This is a genomic window from Providencia sp. PROV150 (genome assembly GCF_028481025.1).
Lineage (GTDB): Bacteria > Pseudomonadota > Gammaproteobacteria > Enterobacterales > Enterobacteriaceae > Providencia > Providencia hangzhouensis.
On sequence record NZ_JAMPPJ010000029.1, the window covers coordinates 92,857 to 114,592 of the forward strand.

Below are 21,736 nucleotides of genomic sequence, written 5' to 3' on the forward strand. Positions count from 1 at the left end.
CAAAGGGGATTAATAGCGCCAACAGAGCAATGCTATTTCTCTTATCTTTGGTAAGATGGTCATCGGTTTTTTTATTATTTTAGGAGATTGACAGAATATGTCATTACTGACACCTGCCAGCGAAGTTATTCAACGCCATCTCGAACATTTTACAGATCGTCATGTCATTTTGGCTGGTGACATTCAGGATGAGCTCGCTGCAACCTTAGAAGCAGCTAGTGTTCGTGTCATCACCAACCAGTATCATCACTGGCAACGCTTACAACCGTTAATGGGCGATATGGCGTTATTCTCTGCCACAACACCCGCGGAATTTATCCAGCCTTGCGATACTCTCATTTATTTTTGGCAAAAAAACAAGCAAGAAGCCTGTTTCCAACTCGATGACCTCTGTACTCACCTCGCTGCGGGTAGCCAAATTTTTATCGTTGGTGAAAACCGTAGTGGTGTTAAAAGCGCCGAATCCATTATGGAAGGGATCGCTAGCTTACAAAAAATTGACTCAGCACGCCGCTGTGGCTTGTACTATGGTGAATTAGAACAACCGACAACCTTTGATATTGCTCGCTGGTGGCGTCATTATCAGATTGATAATGTTAGAATTAACGCACTACCAGGGGTATTTAGCCATAATGAGCTTGATATCGGTAGTGATCTACTGTTATCAACGCTAACTGATCCAATGAGCGGCGATCTGCTTGATCTCGCTTGTGGTAATGGGGTGATCGCCGCAGTTCTCGGCTCGCAAAATCCAGAGCTAAAACTCACCTTAAGTGATGTGAGTGCGTCTGCGCTAGATTCCGCTGCATCCACTCTTGAGGCAAACAAACTGGCTGGCGAAATCATCGCAAGTGATGCTTACTCAGATATTAACGATAAATTCGATTGGATTATTTCTAACCCTCCATTCCATGATGGCCTAAACACCAGTTATCGTGCGGTTGAAAATATGATTTACCAAGCCCCTAAATACCTGAAAAAAGGTGGCCATTTGCGGATCGTCGCGAATGCTTTCTTACCGTACCCTGATTTACTCGATAAAGCATTTGGTAGCCATGAAGTACTTGCCAAAACGGGAAAATTCAAAGTTTACCAAGCTGTTAAGCGTTAATTTATTCGCGAATGAATTAAACTAAAGCACAATTTTTCATACGACTTAATGGCGGGTGAACCCTCACCGGCCATTTTTTCATCAATCAAAAATACTACATAAAAAAATTATTGACGTTCGTCGAAATTAGCCTAAAATCCGCACCACATTATTGCTGGTTAAAAGCATTGATGAATCAAAGTTTAGTTAGGTATTGCGAGGGTGGCGGAATTGGTAGACGCGCTAGCTTCAGGTGTTAGTGTCCTATGGACGTGGGGGTTCAAGTCCCCCCTTTCGCACCACTAACTTTGGATAAATCACAATAATGTAGTATTGATGTGACAGTATTGCGAGGGTGGCGGAATTGGTAGACGCGCTAGCTTCAGGTGTTAGTGTCCTTCGGACGTGGGGGTTCAAGTCCCCCCTTTCGCACCACTGGTCAGTCATTTTTTTATAACGTCTTGCCCTTTTGACCTTCTCTGTAATGCTAACGCTGCCTTATCTGACTATTTACTATAAGACAATAGTAAATCATTTGAATAAACCGTTATATTGAATACCATTCAATTATCAATATCTTTCGATACCACTTTCTTCTGTTCTATTTAATTATTAATTAGATTATAGAGCTACCTTTGTAGTACAAAGGCCATCATAAAACATGCAAGTGAAATCACAGCTGGGATAATCAATAAACGACGAGAACCGCGATTAAATAACATCCCTGCAGTTGCTACCATCATGATAATCATAATGATTTTTAGATTATCTAAGCCCATATTATTGAGTACATAAGCAATGCTCAACAATATCACAGCAAAGACTCCCCAAAGGCCAGCGCCTATACGCTTTAAACCTGTGGTTTTTGATATGCTAGTTGGCATAGTGACCTCAACACTCTTAAATGATAATGATTATCAATCATATCTAGTTTTTAGTAAATTTCAATGCTTTTTTATTCCACCCCTATAAATTAACATTTATTTTACAAAATAAAAACTTACGAAAATAGATAAATAAAATGAATATCTTCGGGCTCTAATGCAAATAATTCAGGATCAGGTTGTGCAATTAAGGTGCAGCCTAGGTGTTGATAAAAATGCACTGTATTTTCTGAAGGCGTCGCAGAAATATATAAGCCCTTTGCCCCTTTTTGCATCGCCATTTCAGCGCATTGTTGGAATAACATCCCTGCTAAACCTTGGCCACGGTACGAGTGGCTCACATGCAGGAAAGATAATTGCAGTAAATTTTTTTGCTCACCGCGCCACACATTATCTAAACTTGCGGCAGCAATTAACTTGCCCTGCTCAAAAACCCCAAGAAATATCGCCCCTAGGTCGTAACTTTCCAACAAATGAGGGGTATAGGCTTCAGGTTCGCCTTCTGGCCAACCTTTCATATCAAACCGTTGTTTGGATAGCACCAATTCGCCATTTTGATACAGATAAAGGTTTTCAATTAATTCAGTGCGGTCGATAGACCAAACAGATGGGATTTCATCTCGTTGTAGTTCGCGAACTTCTCTCATTATGCCATTCTCATTATTTGTGCCTATGAAGAAGCACATTTATAGTTATCAGATGATTCAATTTCTCAAGATAACGGATAAAAAAAGAAGTGCAAATATTTAGTAAGTTTATTGAGGAACGGTTGAAAAATAAGGAGAAAATATACTAGAAAATAAAAAAATCCCCCGCAACATCCTATTGCGGAGAATTTTCACTACAGGGTTGGTTTATTGCTTCAATCCCATTGCATCGCGCATGGTAAAGAACAAATCAGTTTGGTCAGTTAGACCCATTACATTTGCCGCATGTGGGCCATAAGCCGCCACACGTAACTGAGCACCGGTGTGCTCTTGAGAATCATCTTCTTCAGAGTTACCGTAATTTACCACCATCACAGAGCCGTCTTTAGTAATCAACGCTTGCGTTAAGCCCGTTGATTTTGTTCCTTCTGGAATAATTTGGCTTGAATGTGAATGGTCAGCAGTCACGATAACTAATGTATCACCATGTTTTTTAGCGAAATCTAAGCCGACTTGTACAGCTTGGTCGAGAGCAACAGTTTCACCAATTTGGCCACATGGGTTTGCTTTATGGTCTTGCTTATCGATAGAGGCACTTTCAACCTGCAAGAAGAAACCATTTGGGTTGACTTCTAACAGCTCAATCGCTTTTTTCGTCATTTGAGCCAATGTTGGTGCATTAGGGTCTAACTTCGCATTCGGTTTACATTCCAATGGCGCATTGTTGATATTACCGTAGTGAACCGCTTTCGGGCCTTCCCATGCAACGGTCATGTTACCATCATGGAATAATCCCAGAACGGGTTTATCTTGATTTGCGACTTTGATGCTATCTAATGTTTTAGCATCACGCACAATATTGTACCCACGCTCAATAGCCTGTTGTTCCAGAGTTTTGCCTTTGTAGTCACCCGCCTTTGCTTCTTGTTTGAAGCTCTTAGCGCCACCACCAAGCGTGACATCAGGACGAGTTACCAACAGTTGTTCTGAAATTGAACCACGACCGCCATTTTCTAGCGCGTTAGCCGCACATTTTTCTGTTGTTTCCTCAGGGCCATAACATTTACGCGCACTCACATGCGAAAATTGCGCGGCAGGCGTTGCATCTTGAATCTCGGAAGTTGTGACGTTACCCGTCGCTTTACCATTACGTTTAGCTATCTCAATTAATGTTTCATGATCATTACCAAATACATCAATCCCTAATGCACCATTGTAGGTTTTCACACCGGAAGACCACGCGGTGGCAGACGCCGCAGAGTCAGTTACATAGTCGGGTTTTTGTGTTTTTTTATCTAACGCATAATGGGTATATTGGCCTGTGATTGGCAAGGCATCGATACCTTTAAAGAACCCTGAAGCGCCTTCTGCATAGTTACGAGCAACAGTAATCTCAGAGTCACCCATACCATCACCAATAAATAAAATCACATTTTTGGCTTGGCCATTGTGAAGTGCGGCTTTCATGATATCAGTTTGCTCTGTCGCTAAACGACGCGCACCACCAAATTTGGTGATATCACCTTGCGCTGCACGATTTTCTGACACCGCATCATTTTTATCAGCCGCGTAGGCAGGGACTGTACTCCCCAAAATTAAAGTACTTACCGTGACAGCTAAAAGGGATTTCATAAAATTACCAGTCATAACTGTTTCCTTGCCAATCAATAATGAAAAGAGAAGATGTATATTTCAAATAATGAAAGGCATGCTAAAGGAGCTAGATGACAGTTGAATGACGCTTTTATGGCGAAATGAAGACGTTAGTCATAAATGTAAAAAAGCAGCTAAATGTAAGCTGCTTTTTGTGAATGAGCGTTAGGGCTATTTACCATTGTGACGCAAGTTGGTTTGTTCCCTCATAAAGCGTTTCACACCAAGAAACATAGTCGTGCCCGCTAGGGAGTTCAATGGCATCAACTTGATAACCTTTATGTTTTAGAACATCGAATAACCGGTAGTGGTTTTGAATAATTCCCCCCCAACTACCACGTTGTTCAAAAAGGCCAGCCTCAAGGAAAAAACGGATCGGTTGTGTTGGCATCATTTCGATTTCACGAATCAACCATTCAGGGTCTTTATCCTTCGGAGCCCACCAATAAGATCCTGACATGCTAATGACATTACCGAAAATTTCAGGATGCTGTAACGCATTCCATGTCGCCCCAAGCCCTCCATAACTGGAACCCGCAATAATCGTATGGCTTGCAGGTGCTTGAATTCCCATTTCCGCGAGTTGGGGCATAAGTTCATCCGCCAGCAACTTAGGAAAGGCATCATTAGGAGGAAGCTCATCACCACGACGCGCTGAATTGATGCTATCCACAAATACAATATTCATAGCAGGAAAATTCCCCTGATTTATCCACTTATCAAAAAATTTCTCCATCTGATAGTCTTTCAGGTAAATTTGTCCATCTAATAACACCAATAGCGCCGGAGCTTCCATTGGTATATTAGGCTGATAAACCGTTATTTTTCTTTCGTTTTTTAATACCTGGCTCGTCAACGTAAATGTCTCTAAACGGCCTTTAATCTGCCTGTTTTCTACATCAGGGAAGTGACATTGGCGTATGTTCGGTACCAATGATAACAACGAAAAACGGTTATATTTATCTACGCGTTGCGAAGGAATAACATGAGAATTATAAGGATCAGACTGCGCTGTGACTAAAATCGCTTTACGTTGAGCAAAGCCGCCCTCAGGCACAGAAGGTATATCCGGTGCAATTTTATATTGTGATAACGTATCATTAGGAATGATAAAAGAACGATACCAAATATCCGTTCCCGCCAAGTGGGCCATTCTTTCGTGATTACCTGACGGCGCCCCTAGAATATAGGCATTTGCTTTCGCGCCACGCCAAAGAAATGTCACGCGTTTTTGTCGATTTGAAAACGCCTCAACCAGGGGGGTTCCTTGCGCGGCGACAGCTTGCCAAAATGCGCTTGTATCACCATTTTGATAATGTTCATCAAGCAAACTTTGTAGCATCGGGCTAATAGGTTCATTATCTTTTTTAATGGCTAAAGGCTGATACTGGCTGATGTCAAACTTTAATTGCCAAGGTTTACCCGGCTCACCATTCAACGCTAGATAATAAACCCCATTTTCTGATACTACATAATCTGCGCTATGGGGCTCTTGTACTGAACCATACTCTTGCAATGCACGCACTGGCTGCTTATTGGAATCCAATAACAGGACCTTGGAAAGACCTTCACCACGTTGTTTTATAAAATCTTGCTGTGATACTTCAAAAGATAAGCAACTATGACCTTCGCTATCATGCACCCCTTCAGCAAAGGAAAGCTCAGATAAACGTATGCAGTCAGAATGCGTTGCCATTGCAGCAGATGACAACAACATACAACCTAAAAGAGGCAAAGATTTCACATCAAATTCCAGCAAGTCAATTGATAATAATTATTACTATCAAAAAACTCTTTTAAACTCAATGGCTCACAGCACGTTTTTCCATCAGTTGGTTAATTAACTGCAGCGCACTCAATAAATAATAACGTTGTTTTTGTATTAATCTCAAATAACGACGAGTCGCTGGGATGCGGCTCACCATTTCTGATGCCGTATAAGGCTCTATTTCACAACGCCAACGGCCACTGCTAAACTCTATCTTGCAATGATTAAATTCCAGCTCTTCTAATGTTTGCCGAATAACGGGATATTCATTCAACCACTCGATAACTTTATGACCATCCATTTGTTTCGATACGAAATGGATATGTTTTTTCTTTATACTCCCACGGGTTTTTACTTCAATTGTTGCATTGATATCATTAGTACACTGGCCAGATACGGCAAAGCGGCTATATACGATAAAAGCGAGAAACAATTTTCTTGGTCGCTCAGTTACCTCAATGGTTAGCTCAGGCTGAGGCTGTACAAGGAGCACTCCGGGTGCTCCCCACTCACATGGATAAGGCGCCATGTCCTTTTCAACACGGTTAAGTGTCAATCCTGTTTGATATCCGGCAGGCAAACGTTGCTGAGTGAGCTTACCGATTCTTTCCCACAAAGATGGTTTAGGCGAGGTTACGTAATGGCTCAAGTTGGCCTCCTTCCATTTCTTCATCAGTAAAGGAATTCGATAAAACGGATTCAACATCTACAGGTTTAAATGGGTTAACTTTCTGTACGAAAACAGTCCAAATTAATGCATATCCTGCTGTTAAACCTAACATAATGGCAAAGGGAATATAGACATCCGACTCATTCATGCCAGGAGGAGTGATATACACAATAGCTAAAATAATTCCGACACTCGAAATAATTTGCGGTATAGGGAAAAAAGGCGAACGATAGGCACGATGTAAGTCAGGTCGACGAATGCGCAATAACACCACTGAAATCGTTACCAACAAGTAAGCCGTCCCCCAAGAACACACTGCCGCCAGTACCAATGGAATGATACGGTCAAGGTCACCTTGAATAGCAAAAGCGTGCAAACATGGGATCATCACAGCGACTAAAATACCGAATACCGGGGTTTTGAAACGCGGATGCAAATAAGCAAAAATACGTGGCAATGCCCCATCAAGCGCCATTCCATAAAGAATACGAGGAACCGCTGCCATTAACGTATTAATGGTTGCTCCACCAGCCAATAATAATGCGACACCTATCCAATACTTCCCAAACTCACCCATGACAATTTCGGCGAATGCAGGGATTGCCATCGGTGTTTCAAGTAAGCGTGTGCCTGTTTGTGGGTCAACGACCACATTTTCCACTTGGTTCGCTAGAGCTGCACCGAATAACACCATACAGAGTGCGACGCAGAATAAACCCGTGGTCATCGCGCGAGGGATCACCTTGGCAGAATTTTTAATTTCAGGCGCCATTGGAGTAACAAGTTCACAACCAACAAACATAAACATTGCCATCCCCACAAAACTAAGGATGAGCGTTGGATCCGTATTGAGTGGCTGACCAAACCAGCCGTCCATATCGACATGAAACGGCAACATCAAACCGCTCACACTAAAAATCACTAACGTAGACCACATGGCGAATGTCAGTACAACCTCGACCTTACCAAAGGCCTCAATACCAAATGCATTTAAAATCCCAAACGTGACAACTAATCCCACGCCGACCATCCAAGATGAATTACTGGTCTCTAGGACAGTATTGAGATGCTCAAAGTTAACGAGCGCCATAATTCCTGAAAGGATCGTTTCGGCAGTTCCTGCAAACACATGCACAATCAAATAAGCCGAAAGTGCGCCAGTTATCGCCCAAAAACGCCCCATTCCACACGATATATAGTCATATACCGACCCTGAAGTTGGTAGAATAGCCGCAGCCTCCGAAAATGTGGTTAGCTGAGCTTGCATCATAATGAAGCTGAATAACACCGCTAGGGCGAATGTATCACCACCAATACCGAATCCACTCGTAACGGTTAAAATAACGGGGCTAGCCATAATCAAGCCGGCAGAACTCGCCAATGTAGTCGGAAAGCCAACTTTCCCTTTTTCTAAATGTGTCGACAATTTTGAGGATAAATTCATTTTACATCCCTCTCACTCTCTACTCAGCCATAAATGTGAATTTTTTGTAAAAACAAAGTAACTACATATCCACTATAGAAATAAGCCTAAACAAGCTGCTATCGTCCTAAAGAACGATACCTAGAGAGAGGGGAAATAAAATACAACTCGCGAAAAGTACCCATATTTTGAAGGGCAAAAAAAATAATCAAAGTAATATCAATATATAGCAAATAAATTACTCATTAATATATTAATAAACAACTCCCTAAAGATACCAAAAAGCACCAAATCAATATTTATGGGGTTTTCATCAGTTTTAAATACTGTTATCAACTTCACGTTATTAATATGTTTATTTTATGTTAACCGCATTAAGAGGCATGATAATAATTCGATTAATACGCAAGGGAATATGATGACTTCACCATTATTCGAGCCTCATCAACAAACATTAATTGATTGCTGCCTAAATACCATTGCTCATATTATTCCGGTTTCCGCATTGGTGTATTACCTCGTGAATGATCATTGCCAGCCAGATAACTACGTTCTTCATGGGATCTCAGCAAAAATGCACGAAGAATATCTCACTTATTTTCACCAATTAGACCCTTTGCACCCTGACCATTTTCGCAGTGATGACTTACGCTTAGTGAGAATGGATTCTGAAATACGCCAGCAAAATCAGGCTTTTTTCCATGATTTTATGCAGCCAAATAACATGGCTGATATGGCAGAAATATTTATTCGCCGTAAAAATAAAATTATTGCGGGGATTTCGGTGCTGCGAGACAGCCCATTTAGCCAACAAGAAATCATGCGATTAAATACTATTTTACCTGTCGCTGAGCTGATGACATTTGATGTACTACCTGATTCCTTAGTGGCTTATACCCCCAAAGAACAAGAAATTATCCATTTAGTACGAGAAGGCGCGAGCAATAAGCGAATTGCATTATTACTGGGGGTTTCGCTATCAACAGTGAAGACTCACTTACGCAATATCTTCACTAAAGCGAATGTGACAAACCGAACCGAGCTTGTATCATCAGGGTTTATCATTCGCCAAGAAAAGCTCTAATTTGTTTAACGACCACCTACGGCATCTATTTTCATCGCTTTCTCGACAAGAAATCATTATCCACCTTCTTCATAACTCACGCTTTTACTTTTCCTGTATTTAAATACAAAAAAACCGGCACGATGGCCGGGAAATGTTGATTAATTAAATATAAATCGAACACTAATAACGCACCATGACAGATTTTAACTCTGTGTAATACTCAATAAAGGCACTACCAAATTCACGGCCAATACCCGATGATTTAACACCACCAAATGGGACTGCTGGGTCAAGGAAGGTATGCATATTCACCCATACGGTTCCCGCTTCAATGCGCGAAATCATACGCATCGCTTTACTGAGATCATTTGTCCATAAACTCGCAGCTAAACCAAATGGAGTGCTATTCATCATCTCAATAAGTTCTTCTTCATCATCGTAGCTTAAGAAAGTCCCTATTGGCCCAAATGTTTCCTCTTTCATCAATACATCATTTGGGCTATTAGCACGAATAATGGTTGGAGGCACAAAATACCCAGCACCTGCAATGGGCTGACCACCATAAATAATTTCACTGCCATCTTGGCGAGCTTTTTCAAACAGACCTAAGATTTTTTCATAATGCGCTTTATTTGCCAACGGCCCCATTTCGGTTGTTTCATCTAATGGAGAACCCACTTTCATCGCAGACAAACGCGTTTTTAGTTCTGCTAGTACTTCATCCATCAATTTAGAGGGAATATAGAACCGCTCAGCAGCCGCACAAATTTGTCCTTGATTTAGATATCCCGCTTCAATAATCCCATTAACAATTTTTTCAACCGGTAGGTCAGCTAAGAATGCAGCGCCGTTTTTCCCACCAAGTTCAAGTGTGACTCGGGTTAATTTACCTTCCATCGCTGAGCGCCCTACCGCCAGACCTGTTGGTACTGAACCCGTAAATGTCACTTTAGAACAAAGTGGATGATGAATCAGTGCAGGTCCAACTTCACGACCACCACCATTCACGATATTAATTACACCGTCAGGTACCCCTGCCTCTTTTGCTAATTCCACCACCCTTAGCATAGTTAGCGGGGTAAATTCACTTGGTTTCAACACAATCGTGCAACCGCATGTTAAAGCGGCAGCTAATTTCCAAATGGAAATCATGATCGAAAAATTCCAAGGAATGATACCGGCGACAACGCCAACGGGTTCACGCTGAGTAAATGCAGAATATTTCTCACCATTAAAAGAAGGCAATGAGACATTCAATGTCTCTCCACTGATTTTTGTCGCCCAACCGGCAAAATAACGCAAGAACTGGGCAGATGAGCCCACTTCAAGAAAACGAGATAATTGAATGGTTTTACCTGAACATAACGTCTCTAGCTGGGCTAATTCTTCAAGGTGTTTTTCAAGTAGGTCAGCAAGGCGGTTTAAGCAATTCCCTCTTTCCATTGGTGTGGTATTTGCCCAAACCCCTTTAAATGCGGTATGAGCCGCATCCATTGCGGCATCAACTTCTGCTAAAGTCCCTTCTTTTACTTTAGCAATAACCTGTTCAGTGGCAGGGTTAACAACATCAAAAAAAGTATCGCCCTTGCCAGAAACCGGTAACCCGTTGATAAAATGGCCGTGTTGACGCTTCAAGAACTCGCTGACTTCTGGTAATAGGGTTAACTCACTCATTGTTATCACTCCACTCAATAGAAACTAATTAGGCATTTACACAAGCTAGGTAATGTTTTACGAAGCGTGGTACATCAATTTCCCATAAAACTTCGGTACCTTTCGCAGCAAACCATGTATCACCTTTATGGTATTCAACCGTCACACCGGTTTTCACATCCGTTAACTTCACCGAACCTTCATGGACTGTCGCCATTTCATCAAATGGATACACCATTTTGAACTTACCTTTAGTGCAAGCAAAAATACCACAGGTTAGATTATCCGTTGGTTCACCGTGGATCATCGCAACACTCGCTTGAGGATCGCCTTCAACAACCACAGAACCTAAATTTGTCACGCTACCAATATTTAATAGTTCTGGCAGTGGTTTGTTTAACAGTAATGGACTAATCATAATTTTTTACCTTTAATCGATTTAAATAAACTAGTTAGGCGGATAACGAATTAACGGCGACCTTGCCAATAACCGGATGTTTGATGCATTATTTTTGCCAGTGAAACAATCACATTACGCATGCTATCTTTACCAATAATATTGGCGTGCGGGATAGAACTCATTAAGTCATAACGATGAGAACCTTCTACCATCCCTTCAGCCAGGACTTTGCACACAATCTGGCTAGGCGTAACACCAAAACCTGAATAGCCCTGCGCATAAAACACATTTTTATGTTGTGGTAATGAGCCAATTTGTGGAAATAAATTTGCACTACATGCCATTGGTCCACCCCAAGCTAATTCAATTTTGACATCTTTGAGATAGGGAAAGACTTTTAGCATTAGGTTACGATTCCATGCTTTAAGGTCAGATGGAATGTATTCAAGAAAATGCGTTGAACTGCCGAATAATAGGCGATTTTCATTCGTCACTCGGTAGTAATCAATAACTGGACGAATATCACTATAAGCTCCACGGATTGGGCTAATTTGCTCGATCAATTCATCAGGCAGCTCTTCCGTCATTAATTGATATGCATAAGTATTAATGGTCTTAGGGTAGATCGTCGGCTCAAGGCCATTTAAAAATGAATCACAAGCCCACAGCATTTTTTGTGCTTTGACCGTTCCCATCGCAGTTCTAACCTTGATGGTATTACCATACTCAACATTTAATACTTGGCTATTCTCAAATATTTTAGCGCCATATATTTCACTAACCGCTTTCGCTTCACCTAACAATAAGTTCAATGAATGTACATGCCCACCGCCCATGTGTTTGATACCACAGGTATAAGCATCAGAACCAATAATCTGTTTTAGTTCTGAGCCACTGTAAAACTCAATTTCTTCCTCAGGATCGACAGACTTGAAATCTTTTAGCCAACTACGCAAAGTCTTTTCTTGGCGCTTATTGCTTCCTAAGTATGCATAACCACGGCAAAAGTCTGCATCAATATCATATTTAGCGATGCGATCACGCATGATCCCTGCGCCCATATTACTGAGTTTAAAAATTGTTTCTAAACCCTCTGGCCCGACATATTTTTTAATTGCATCGATATCATGACCAATACCCGCCATCACTTGGCCGCCATTACGCCCTGAGCCACCGTAGCCAAGATGCCGTCCTTCCAAAATAGCGATATTGGTAATCCCTTTCTCACACAACTCAAGTGCGGTATGGATCCCAGAAAAGCCGCCACCAATAATCACGACGTCAACATCAAGATCTTCCTTTAATGTAGGAAAACGTAAGTCATATTTCTTAGTCGCAGCATAGTAAGTCAATGATTCTACTTGGTTATTCATTATGGATACCCTGTTTAGTATCTTTCGATAACCTGATTATCTTAACCTTACATTAACAATTACATATCCCTTTAGGGATATTCGAAACATAAAGTTAACAATTGTGATGCAAGTAGAATATTTAAATAATAATAAAATTTATAAAATCAAAAAATATAAGATTATAAACAATTAGTTATATAACCATTACCATATTAATAATGATGATTATTAATTGAATTTTAGTTTATTAAGATCATCTAGACAAAAACAAAAAAATAACGCAGCAATAAAAAAGATAATAGCCATAAAACACTTTTAAATCATTAGGTTAAAATAAATATAAAAACACATTATACTTAGCTTAACCTATTCATTAATAAGTTAAATAATTCAACCTGTGAATTAATACTTAATTTTTGATAGATATTCTTACGGTGATTTTTCACTGTCCCTAAACTAATGAAAAGTGCCTGTGCAATTTGTGGTGAACCTTTGCCCGCTAAGATTAATTCGACAACTTCACACTCTCTCGGTGTTAACCCAAATCGTGTTTGCATGTCTGTATTTTGGTAGTGATTCGACACCGAAGAAGGAGAAACATCTTTATGAAGTTTGACCATGCTACGAATGATATCGAAGGCATCTTTAAGTGGCGCTTGCGTATATTTTTCCGAGAAAAAAGGCCTATCTTCATTACCAAAAAAAATACCTAACTGCCTATTAGTTGAAATATCTAACAGCAACCCTGCCTCATCGCACCACCCTGTTTTACGATAAAAATTGAGATAATAGTCCGTATGATAAAATCCTTTAGGTGCGAGTTCTTTTAGTGTTAATACTTTAGAAGCCCCGCCTTTTTGGATTTCTTGGTAGAATGGGTCCATTAAATAAGCACCTCGTTGATAGATTCTGTTAATACTATCGCTATTACGGCGCTCTACTTTGGAAAGAAATCGAGGTGGAGCTCCTTTTTCAAAGGAGTAAACAATCGCATTATCGAATGCAATAAGTGAAGACAACCATGATAATAAATTAGGATAAAACTGATTAGTTGCAACAGAATCAATAACATCAGGTAATCTTTCTAGATAGTTCTCCATTCTGCCTCCTCAATCATTAAGTCGTTAATAAAACCATCTGGGCGGTTTCATTTATATTGCTTAAAACTACATAAAGAACACATTATCTTTATAAACTCAACACGATTGTTATTAATATGTTAATCACATCACTCTCCATTAGTAACCCTAATGAATAATTTCATTACATTAGTATTCATAAAAATAGAACTTACATCACATAAAAATAAATATATCCATATATTATGTCAATTAAACGTAAATAACCTAATAAATGGAGAAATAATGTCTAACAATAAAATTATTATCGATTGTGACCCCGGCCACGATGATGCAATGGCAATTTTCTTAGCATTAGGCAATTCAAATATAGAGTTACTTGCGGTAACTACAGTCGTCGGAAACCAAACATTAGATAAAGTTACTCATAACGCACGCGCAATTATGGAATTCGTTAGTGCAAATGATATCCCTATCGCCGCAGGTTGCTCTAGGCCACTAGTGAGAACAATACAGACTGCGCCAGAAGTTCATGGTACAACAGGCCTTGACGGTACTCATCTCCCCGACCCCAAGCTCCCTATTGATCAGCGCCATGCTGTTGACCTAATTATTGATACACTCAAATCACATCCGCCTAAAACAATTACTCTCGTTCCTATTGGGGGGCTAACAAATATTGCTTTGGCAGTGAGAAAAGCACCTGAAATTGTAGAATTAGTAAAAGAAGTTGTTTTAATGGGAGGAGGCTACCATACAGGCAATCGAACTGCAGTCGCTGAATTCAATATCCTTATAGACCCTGAGGCTGCTCATATTGTGTTTAATGAAACTTGGCCTATCACTATGATTGGGTTAGATCTTACACATCAAGCAAGGCCAGACGACCAAATAATGGAAACAATTGCAGCGTTAAACACACCTGTAAGTGATTTTGTTGTTGAATCCCTAAATTACTACACTGCAGGTTACCGCAGACGTAATGGCTATACTAACCATGCCCCTGTCCACGACCTATGTGCTGTTGCTTATGTTATCGACCCATCCATAATGGAAACGATTAAAGCTCCGATTGATATCGAACTGCAAGGTGCTTTAACAACGGGTATGACGGTGACTGACTTTCGCCACCCCGCTAAAGCAGATTGCCACACACAAGTCGCTACAAAGTTAGATAACCCAAAGTTATGGGATATGTTTATTGCTTCTCTAAAGCAATTAGCAAAATAGAAACAAAAAAGGTAGCCTATAAAAATAGCTACCTTTTCAGTAAATTATGATTTGATAATTTCTTTTAGTTTTGTGTAACGTCTAATTAATCGCCATTTTAATTTTACTGTAGTTGCATGCGCCCACACAATTTGCCAATAACCCTTATCAAAAAATAGTTGTACCATTTCCTTCTGTACATCTGGTGATTTGATAGCTAATAGCGCTTGAATCACCCCTAAGCCTTCCTTTCCTACCTGCCATAAACAAGCAGGGGCTTGCTTAACTTGTTCAGGATAACGCTGGTAAATATTTAACAGCATATCAATAATCTTCAAATAGGTTTTTATCTTACGGACTGAGCGCTCATCACCACTCAATGAGTGTGAAACAGATTGGTTATGGATTAAATATCGATAGTATTGTTCATTAATAAATTGCACGCGCTTTGCTACGAGCAACACTTCTGTTGTCCAAGGAATGTCTTGGTGATGTAATTTGGGCTCAAAGAAAAATTTGTGTTGGCGCAACATGTCTAAACGATATAAATTCAGCCAAGTTACATGCAAAAACTTGCGTGAACTTAAGCCAATTTCAAGCCACTCAGGGCCTGAAATCACCCCAGTTGACGGGACTTTATTCGGTGGGAAAATTGCCTTTGGAGCATCGCCATTAGTATAAACATAAGTCCCATTACAAGTTGCAACATCGAGGTCATTTGATAATGCGATTTCTAATAAACGCCCATACATTTGTGGGCTAATTTCATCATCAATATCAGGAAATGTAATGTATTTTCCCGTAGCCTCAGCCATCCCCGTATTACGAGCAACTGAGACACCTTGGTTTTCTTGATAAAGCACTTTCAAATGTACAAATTTATCTGCATAAGACTTAATGATATCTTCACTTTTATCTTTAGAGCCGTCATTTACAACGATCAGCTCCCAATTTTCTAACTTTTGCGCAATTAAGCTATCAAAAAACTGAGGTAAAAATTTTTCACCATTATATACAGCAACGACAATACTCAAAACTGGCTGAGAAGACATGTATTAACCCTATACCTATCTATTAAAATTTATTTATAAACTAAATAATTAAACCGAATATAAAGTAAAATAGCAGATAGCAATATGTTACTTTACTAAAATTAATAAGTTAGAAAAGAAAAAACCATATTGGTTCCACTGTCATAAAAATTTAATAATTCAAAATTCAGACTTATCAGTTGCAGTGGAATTATCTTATTTGTACATATGGTTTATGTTGTAGTGAACTAATTATCCATTAACTGACCTAATAAACATTAATGACACCTTAAAAAATATTGAGGATACCCTTGTGGCTGGAAGTAGCTTACTCACATTACTTGATGATATTGCCGCTGTACTAGACGATGTTTCCGTCATGACGAAAATGGCTGCCAAAAAAACCTCTGGGGTTTTAGGTGATGACCTCGCGCTAAACGCCCAGCAAGTCACAGGTGTTCGTGCAGATAGAGAGATTCCTGTTGTTTGGTCCGTTGCTAAAGGGTCATTTATTAATAAATTAATACTTGTTCCTTTAGCGTTATTAATCAGTGCCTTTCTTCCTTGGGCTATCACACCACTACTTATGATTGGTGGAGCCTACCTTTGTTTTGAAGGCGCAGAAAAAATAACTCATAAGCTCTTGCATTCTAACGTAAAAGATACTGTTTCCCAAAATCAATTACAGTTATCAGAAGAACAACTTAAGGAATTTGAAAGTAAAAAAATTAAAGGGGCTATTCGTACTGATTTTGTTTTATCAGCCGAAATTATTGCCATCACACTAGGTATTGTTTCCTCTACCACTTTTATCAACCAAGTGGCCGTACTCTCTATCATTGCTATCGTAATGACTATCGGTGTATATGGCTTAGTTGCAGGGATTGTCAAATTAGATGACTTAGGCTTTTATTTACAGAAGAAAACCTCTTCTTTATTAAAAAAATGTGGTAATTCATTAATTTATGCCACTCCTTATCTGATGAAAACATTATCTGTTGTAGGGACTGCCGCGATGTTTATGGTCGGTGGTGGTATTCTAACCCACGGTATCAGCTATATTTCAGAATGGATCACCGAAATATCCTTTACAGCAACCTTAACGCCTATCATTGGCAGTACTATGCAGTTTATCTTACCAACTATAATTAATTTATTTTTTGGGCTAGTAACAGGTCTAATCCTTGTTGCGATAATCTCACTATTCAAAAAATTAAAAAAAGCTTAAAACAAAAAGGTAGCTCTATCAATTAGGGCTGCCTCTCTTTCTATCATTGATATGATTATCAAAGACACTTTCGATGTATATTATTTTACATATTGATTTACTTCAATATTTAAACTGATCTAAATCAAAAGAAACTCATCTTTAATTTACGCTATAATACGTAAACCTATTTCCAGTCAAACCAAATTTAATCTTATATATCAATAAATAAAAGCATAAAACTTAAAGAAAAATTTTATTTTTTATTATCTATATCGTTATAGATCCAGAAAATTACTACCAAAGTAGTATATTTAATATTCGACCCTTTATGAACAATACGAGAAATATGCATTTTAAGTTCGCTAGCGCTACTCTTTAAGGAAGTGACACATGCCCACACTGTATCGTCGATTTTCAATTATTAACCAAGTGATCGGCCTTATGCTACTTATTGCGATCTTAGGAATTATTGGGATGACGATTTCCAATCGAATGATTTTAAGTGTGCAGGGTAACGCTCATGCAATAAATAAATCTGGTTCACTACGAATGCAGAGCTACAGATTGCTTTCTCTAGTCCCTTTAAATACCCAGAATCAGCGTTATCTCGATGCATTAGAATCTGACCTCATCAGCCCAGAGCTGACTCAAGTTGTAAAGATCGAAAATTTAACGCCTCAATTTGATGAACTCTACAATTATTGGTTACATATCTTAAAGCCCTCATTAATGGAAGCAAATGCACCTAACGATGCAAGATACGAAGTTATATCATTTGTAAGTAAACTAGATGAATTAGTTCATAACATTGATGAGAAAACGGAAAGAAAGATTGCTTATGTTGCCATGACACAACTGATTTTTATCAGTTTAGTATTCTTATTACTGATGGGAACTATCTGGCACCTGAGAAGAAAAATTTATTACCCATGGGTTAAATTATTATCAATGGTCAATGCAATTGGACGAAAAGATTTTAGCCAACGCTACCCTAAAAATAATAGGCAAGATGAATTAAATGCGCTAGGAGAAACTCTGAACCAGATGTCAGATGAATTAGCGCTAAGTTATCATCAGCTTGAAGAAAGAGTCGCAGAAAAAACTGCAGACTTAATCACAAAAAATAAGGTGTTATCTTATTTATATCAATCAAACCAAATCCTTCATTCCTCGGATCCCCTCTACTTGCGATTACAAAAAGTTCTTATTGAACTAGAAAACATTACCATACTCAAAAATCTGAGTTTACGGTTGTATGAAGAAAGCAATGAAGCATATTTTCATGAAATATGCTGCCATTCAACCGGATTATCTGAAGCAAATACAAAGCAACTAAAACAACAAGTCACAACCGAGAAACCTCTTAGCTTGCAATGGGATTTATCAGACAATATGCATCGTTATGGCATTATTATTGGTGAGATTGAAGATAATCAAATACTTTCAGATGAACAAAACAATCTCGTTTCTGTTTTAGCAAAACAAATTTCTGGCATGTTAGCAATGGAACACCAAATAGAACAACAGCAACAGTTGCTTATCATGGATGAACGTTCTGCTATTGCCAGAGAACTTCATGACTCTATCGCCCAGTCTCTATCTTGCTTGAAGATGCAAATTAGTTACCTGCAATTACAACCTGATCCATTACCAGAAAAGCCACAACAGTTGTTAACGGAAATGCGTAGCGAGATTAATACCGCATATAGTCAATTGAGAGAGCTATTAACCACATTTAGGCTTAAACTAACGGAACCAGGTCTGCTTCCCTCATTAGAAAGTACCATTAATGAATTTAGCGAACGTATGGGGTATAAAATAGACTTAAATTACGACCTACCCGCAAAAAGTATTTCACCGCATCAATCTATTCATATTATACAAATAGTCCGAGAAGCATTAACCAATATTTTAAAACATGCTAATGCAAAATGGGCTGAGGTTTCATTAAACCAGTATGATGGTATTGTGACTATTACAATTACTGACGATGGTACAGGGATCACGTCAAATACTGATAAACTTAATCATTATGGGCTTATTATTATGAGAGAAAGAGCATTAAGCCTTAATGGCAACTGTTGTATTACACCTAGGCCTCAAGGTGGAACAGAGGTAAAAGTTACCTTCCCTTTATCTGACGCTTAACATACCGGAAAAATCATCTATGGAAAATACAAATATAGTGAACGAAAAATCAACCATTCTACTTATTGATGATCATCCGATGCTAAGAAATGGAGTCAAACAATTGATTAGTTTGGAACCTTCATTACAAGTTATCGGTGAGGCGGGAGATGGTAAAACAGGTATCCAAATCGCTGAAGAGCAAGATCCTGACCTTATCTTACTGGATCTCAACATGCCAGGTATGAATGGTTTTGAAACTCTCGATGAACTCAGGAAGCGAGAGTTGTCAGGTAGAATTATTCTTTTTACCGTTTCTAACTATAGTGATGATTTAGTCAATGCACTAAAAAGAGGTGCCGATGGTTATTTACTAAAAGATATGGAGCCTGAAGAGCTTATCGTAGCCCTTAAAGAAGCAGCAAGCGGTAAGTTAGTTGTCAGCCCAACATTAGCATCTGTACTTGCTGAATCACTAAGAGATAACACCACACAGGATGACAATAATATTGCTTCATTGACACCAAGAGAAGCCGATATTTTAGAACTGATCTCTCAGGGTTTATCAAATAAAATGATAGCTCGTAAACTAGATATTGCAGAAAGCACAGTAAAAGTACATGTTAAACATTTACTTAAAAAACTCAATTTAAAATCAAGGGTCGAAGCTGCAGTTTGGGTTTTACAACAAAAATAATTTTATACTCGCAGCTATATAACCTTATGATAGCTGCGAGTAAAAAATAATTATATTCATTAGTAAATAGCTCTAATATGCAAACTTATATTTTTAATTATACTAAACTACTGAAATCATTTTTATGAAGGAAAATAATATAAATGGAAGATGAATTAATTTTAGTAAATGAACATGATGAACCTATTGGTGTTATGCCTAAATTATTGGCGCATCAACTCGGTCATCTTCACCGAGCATTTTCAGTATTTATTTTTAATGAGCAAAACGAGCTACTGATTCAACAGAGAGCTCTTCATAAATATCATTCAGCTGGGCAATGGGCAAATTCTTGCTGTAGCCATCCTAAACCTAATGAAGATACTCAGAAAGCCGCTGAACGTAGACTTCAAGAGGAGCTAGGCTTTGCCACTCCATTAACGCATATAGGTTCCTTAATTTATAAAGCTGATGTTCAGGGAGGATTAATTGAACATGAGTATGACCATATCTTTATTGGACATTATAACAAGAATATCCAACCAAATAGAGAAGAAGTCTCATCTATAAGGTGGGTAAATCTTACTCAATTAAAACAAGAGATCCTTCTTAATCCTGAAATTTTCACACCGTGGTTTAAAAAAATATTAGAAGAATTTCCTTTATCAGATTTCAAATAAATGTATTTTATCACATTTTATTTATAACTTAATTTTCTCACCTTGCATTTTAATTATAAAAATATTTATCTAAACCTAGAAATATTATAAAAAACACATTACAGACGAAGAATAATTTAATTAATCATTCTTAAATCATTAATTAATAATAGTTCTAGTTTAATTTCAGGGTAGAAGCATAATGAATTTTTAATATTAAACATTAAATGTTTAATGTTCAATGTTTAATGTTTAATGTTTAATGTTTAATGTTTAATGTTTAATGTTTAATGTTTAATGTTTAATGTTTAATGTTTAATGTTTAATGTTTAATGTTTAATGTTTAATGTTCAATGTTCAATGTTCAATGTTCAATGTTTCACTATCCTCAATAAAAAATATTACCCCTCCATTTAATTCATAAAATACATTCTATTTATCAGTAAACTTTCATTATATCACCCTATTTCTATAATAAGTAATCATATAAAATTCACTACAACCTTGATCTCTATATTTTTGATTCTTTTACCAGATATATCTAAATTACCAAATATATTTTTAATTACCATAACAAGTGAGTTGTTACTCACTACTTTATATCTACTAAAAACATTCCCCATCTCTATACATTAGCAATAAATTACCTATTCTATGGTATACAATGCTATGTATTTAAACGTCCAACTCCCCGTCACTAGTGAGCTGTTACTCACTACTTTATATCTACTAAAAACATTCCCCATCTCTATACATTAGCAATAAATTACCTATTCTATGGTATACAATGCTATGTATTTAAACGTCCAGCTCCCATCACTAGTGAGCCGTTACTCACTACTTTATATCTTCTAAAAACATTCCCTATCTCTATACATTAGCAATAAATTACCTATTCTATGGTATACAATGAATGCTATGTATTTAAACGTCCAACTCCCCATCACTAGTGAGCTATTACTCACTACTTTGTATTCACAATATCCATTCAGCGCACCAATACAACCGCTCCCCCTCCATTACTTCTCCTAACCCCTGTTATCCCACCCTCACCAACAGCCATCGTCTCCTTCAACAAGTGAGTTGTTACTGACTTCTTTGATTCAAGGGATGTCATTCATCACCGTATCACCATG

General features: G+C 38.4%; 18 protein-coding genes and 2 tRNA genes. 9 read left to right on the top strand and 11 right to left on the bottom strand.

What is annotated here, in order from left to right:
• Positions 1–97 precede the first annotated feature (97 nt).
• The 3 genes from rsmC (at position 98) to PSE83_RS18100 (ending at position 1,525) form a co-directional block, all read left to right on the top strand.
• Positions 98–1,111 carry a 16S rRNA (guanine(1207)-N(2))-methyltransferase RsmC gene (rsmC, locus tag PSE83_RS18090; protein ID WP_004905761.1) on the top strand — a complete coding sequence of 338 codons (1,014 nt, stop codon included), beginning with the start codon at positions 98–100 and terminating at the stop codon, positions 1,109–1,111.
• A 195-nt stretch (positions 1,112–1,306) separates the two neighbouring features.
• Positions 1,307–1,392, top strand: a tRNA-Leu gene (locus PSE83_RS18095).
• Between the two features lie 47 nt (positions 1,393–1,439).
• Positions 1,440–1,525 (top strand) — tRNA-Leu (locus PSE83_RS18100).
• Positions 1,526–1,719: 194 nt separating this feature from the next.
• Here the strand turns inward: PSE83_RS18100 and PSE83_RS18105 are convergent.
• The 6 genes from PSE83_RS18105 to PSE83_RS18130 all read right to left on the bottom strand — a co-directional run bounded on the left by PSE83_RS18105 (position 1,720) and on the right by PSE83_RS18130 (position 8,156).
• A complete protein-coding gene (locus tag PSE83_RS18105; protein WP_004905763.1) occupies positions 1,720–1,974 on the bottom strand; it encodes a DUF1435 family protein in 255 nt (84 codons plus the stop codon).
• Positions 1,975–2,090: 116 nt separating this feature from the next.
• Positions 2,091–2,621 carry a GNAT family N-acetyltransferase gene (locus PSE83_RS18110; protein ID WP_036958570.1) on the bottom strand — a complete coding sequence of 177 codons (531 nt, stop codon included), beginning with the start codon at positions 2,619–2,621 and terminating at the stop codon, positions 2,091–2,093.
• 207 nt (positions 2,622–2,828) lie between these two features.
• Positions 2,829–4,268, bottom strand: coding sequence for an alkaline phosphatase (gene phoA, locus PSE83_RS18115; RefSeq protein WP_004905768.1), 1,440 nt, complete (start codon positions 4,266–4,268; stop codon positions 2,829–2,831).
• Between the two features lie 181 nt (positions 4,269–4,449).
• Positions 4,450–6,018, bottom strand: a complete 1,569-nt coding sequence (locus tag PSE83_RS18120) for an alpha/beta hydrolase-fold protein (RefSeq protein ID WP_232729374.1) — start codon at positions 6,016–6,018, stop codon at positions 4,450–4,452.
• 58 nt (positions 6,019–6,076) lie between these two features.
• Positions 6,077–6,691, bottom strand: coding sequence for a DUF3156 family protein (locus PSE83_RS18125; protein WP_228677488.1), 615 nt, complete (start codon positions 6,689–6,691; stop codon positions 6,077–6,079).
• Complete coding sequence (locus PSE83_RS18130) at positions 6,666–8,156, bottom strand: APC family permease (protein ID WP_004905776.1); 1,491 nt, start codon at positions 8,154–8,156, stop codon at positions 6,666–6,668. Before PSE83_RS18130 ends, PSE83_RS18125 begins: the two co-directional genes overlap by 26 nt.
• 397 nt (positions 8,157–8,553) lie before the next feature.
• On the opposite strand from PSE83_RS18130, the gene PSE83_RS18135 reads away from it, so the two are divergent.
• Positions 8,554–9,219, top strand: a complete 666-nt coding sequence (locus PSE83_RS18135; RefSeq protein ID WP_272661013.1) for a helix-turn-helix domain-containing protein — start codon at positions 8,554–8,556, stop codon at positions 9,217–9,219.
• 162 nt (positions 9,220–9,381) lie between these two features.
• On the opposite strand, the gene PSE83_RS18140 is transcribed toward PSE83_RS18135, so the two are convergent.
• From PSE83_RS18140 to PSE83_RS18155, 4 genes are all read right to left on the bottom strand, one after another.
• Positions 9,382–10,875 carry an aldehyde dehydrogenase family protein gene (locus tag PSE83_RS18140; RefSeq protein ID WP_094962714.1) on the bottom strand — a complete coding sequence of 498 codons (1,494 nt, stop codon included), beginning with the start codon at positions 10,873–10,875 and terminating at the stop codon, positions 9,382–9,384.
• A gap of 28 nt (positions 10,876–10,903) precedes the next feature.
• Positions 10,904–11,272 carry a cupin domain-containing protein gene (locus PSE83_RS18145; protein ID WP_004905783.1) on the bottom strand — a complete coding sequence of 123 codons (369 nt, stop codon included), beginning with the start codon at positions 11,270–11,272 and terminating at the stop codon, positions 10,904–10,906.
• 50 nt (positions 11,273–11,322) lie between these two features.
• On the bottom strand, positions 11,323–12,627 hold the full coding sequence (locus tag PSE83_RS18150) for an NAD(P)/FAD-dependent oxidoreductase (RefSeq protein WP_004905784.1): 1,305 nt from the start codon (positions 12,625–12,627) through the stop codon (positions 11,323–11,325).
• 338 nt (positions 12,628–12,965) lie between these two features.
• On the bottom strand, positions 12,966–13,709 hold the full coding sequence (locus tag PSE83_RS18155) for a helix-turn-helix transcriptional regulator (RefSeq protein ID WP_004905785.1): 744 nt from the start codon (positions 13,707–13,709) through the stop codon (positions 12,966–12,968).
• 264 nt (positions 13,710–13,973) lie between these two features.
• Here PSE83_RS18155 and uriH point away from each other — a divergent pair, with 264 nt between their 5' ends.
• A complete protein-coding gene (uriH, locus tag PSE83_RS18160; RefSeq protein WP_094962712.1) occupies positions 13,974–14,918 on the top strand; it encodes a uridine-preferring nucleoside hydrolase UriH in 945 nt (314 codons plus the stop codon).
• A gap of 44 nt (positions 14,919–14,962) precedes the next feature.
• On the opposite strand, the gene PSE83_RS18165 is transcribed toward uriH, so the two are convergent.
• Positions 14,963–15,949 carry a glycosyltransferase gene (locus tag PSE83_RS18165; protein ID WP_096865187.1) on the bottom strand — a complete coding sequence of 329 codons (987 nt, stop codon included), beginning with the start codon at positions 15,947–15,949 and terminating at the stop codon, positions 14,963–14,965.
• A 292-nt stretch (positions 15,950–16,241) separates the two neighbouring features.
• Here PSE83_RS18165 and PSE83_RS18170 point away from each other — a divergent pair, with 292 nt between their 5' ends.
• From PSE83_RS18170 to idi, 4 genes are all read left to right on the top strand, one after another.
• Complete coding sequence (locus PSE83_RS18170; RefSeq protein ID WP_004905788.1) at positions 16,242–17,156, top strand: DUF808 domain-containing protein; 915 nt, start codon at positions 16,242–16,244, stop codon at positions 17,154–17,156.
• A gap of 372 nt (positions 17,157–17,528) precedes the next feature.
• On the top strand, positions 17,529–19,286 hold the full coding sequence (gene narX / locus PSE83_RS18175) for a nitrate/nitrite two-component system sensor histidine kinase NarX (protein WP_036958572.1): 1,758 nt from the start codon (positions 17,529–17,531) through the stop codon (positions 19,284–19,286).
• 19 nt (positions 19,287–19,305) lie between these two features.
• Positions 19,306–19,962: a two-component system response regulator NarL gene (gene narL / locus PSE83_RS18180; protein ID WP_004905790.1), complete on the top strand. Its 657-nt coding sequence runs from the start codon at positions 19,306–19,308 to the stop codon at positions 19,960–19,962.
• 143 nt (positions 19,963–20,105) lie between these two features.
• The gene (idi, locus tag PSE83_RS18185) at positions 20,106–20,621 is read left to right on the top strand and encodes an isopentenyl-diphosphate Delta-isomerase (RefSeq protein ID WP_004905791.1); all 516 of its coding nucleotides are present in this window, start codon (positions 20,106–20,108) and stop codon (positions 20,619–20,621) included.
• The last annotated feature ends 1,115 nt before the right edge of the window (positions 20,622–21,736 follow it).